At 39.5% G+C, this 1576-nt stretch carries 1 protein-coding gene; it reads left to right on the top strand.

From position 1 onward, the window contains the following. Positions 1–88 precede the first annotated feature (88 nt). The gene (locus QUB26_RS31750; RefSeq protein ID WP_333321285.1) at positions 89–1273 is read left to right on the top strand and encodes a transposase; all 1185 of its coding nucleotides are present in this window, start codon (positions 89–91) and stop codon (positions 1271–1273) included. Positions 1274–1576: the final 303 nt, after the last annotated feature.

The raw sequence follows: 1576 nt of genomic DNA, 5'->3' as shown, positions 1-1576 counted from the left end.
AATACGTCAATATACTTACACAAAGAAAATCATTTAGGATTGATCTAGATAGAGAAAATCATTTAGGATTGCTATAGCAGAATTACCAGTGGGCTACGAAGGAGAATTTGGACCAGGAATAAAAGCCCTAATGATCGGTTTGTACTATGGTGGCAATATGACGCAAGGCAAACTACTAGATTTTTTAGCCGATTTAGGGATTTCCATGTCAGCCGGTTATTTATCCAACCTATTCATCAAAAACCACTTCCTTTTTGAAACCGAGAAAAAAGAAGTTTATGATTCAGGACTAGCAAGTAGTCCTTGGCAACACTTCGACCAAACTGGTGCGCGTGTAGGTGGAGTAAACCATACTACCAATATCATCTGCAACCCTTTATATACAGTCTACTTTACAACAGCGAATAAAGACAGATTGACAGTCCTGAAAGGATTACAGCCAGGACGAGAACTAAAATTTATTCTGAATCCACTGACATTCTCACTAATTCAGGACTTCAAAATCCCGACTAAATGGCAGAACGTTCTCAAGCTATTACCCCAAGGAACTGTGTTGAGTGAGGCACAGTTTAATCATCTACTGAATAATGATCTACCCAAACTGGGTTCTCAACAACAGACCCGGATTAAGGAAGCAGCAGCTATTGCTTTCTACCATCAGCAAACAGATTGCCCAGTCGTACAAACTCTTTGTTGTGATGATGCTCCGCAATTCAAGTTAATCACTGCCGAGCGAGCGTTATGTTGGGTACACGAGGGAAGGCATTACAAGAAGTTAAGCCCGGTATTCGCTTGCCATCAAGTAATTTTAGGGCAGTTTATCGAAGATTTTTGGGATTATTATCGGGAATTATTAGCTTACAAAGATGCTCCCAGTCCCGAAGCTGCACTGCTTTTGAAGTCTAAATTTCGGCTGCTTTTTGAAACTCCAAGCGGCTATGAATTGTTGGATGAACGCAAACAATTAACTGCGACAAAAGTATCGGAGTTGCTGAGAGTTTTAGAGCATCCTGAATTACCTTTACACAATAATCCGGCTGAGTTAGCTGCCAGAACTATGGTGCAGCGACGTAATATTAGCTATGCAACTCAAACGATTGAGGGTACGAGGGCTTGGGATACTTTTATGCCTCTTGTTGCTACTACTCGTCAGTTGGGAATCAGTTTTTTCGATTATGTCCGGGACCGAATTTCTCAACTTCGAGTTATTCCCTCTCTATCTACTATAGACATCTCCGAAAACACTCAAAGCCTCTGCATAGTTAAGTTCTAGGACGTAAATGTAATCATCGTAAATTAGCTAGTGTGTACGATAAAACAAGAGTTTGAGATATTTGTTGTTGATAATTATGCCAAAATATTGAGGAAGCTGTGTTAATTTTTATCTGAGCATTTCCCCGCTTTTCCTAATGGTAATATTAAGGATCCAATTCGCAACCTTACTATTCCACAAATTGTTAAAATTACTTGCTCATATTTTTGGGGGTTTAATCTAAATCTGTAAGGATTCAGGTCTTTGATTGGGGAATAAGAGAAGGCATGAAAAAGTTACAAGAATGGGCAGATATAGCATCAC

The organism is Microcoleus sp. B4-C1 (assembly GCF_036705285.1).
Lineage (GTDB): Bacteria > Cyanobacteriota > Cyanobacteriia > Cyanobacteriales > Microcoleaceae > Microcoleus.
Note: the sequence above shows the minus strand (reverse complement) of the source record. Positions and strands in the feature narration are given on the sequence as shown.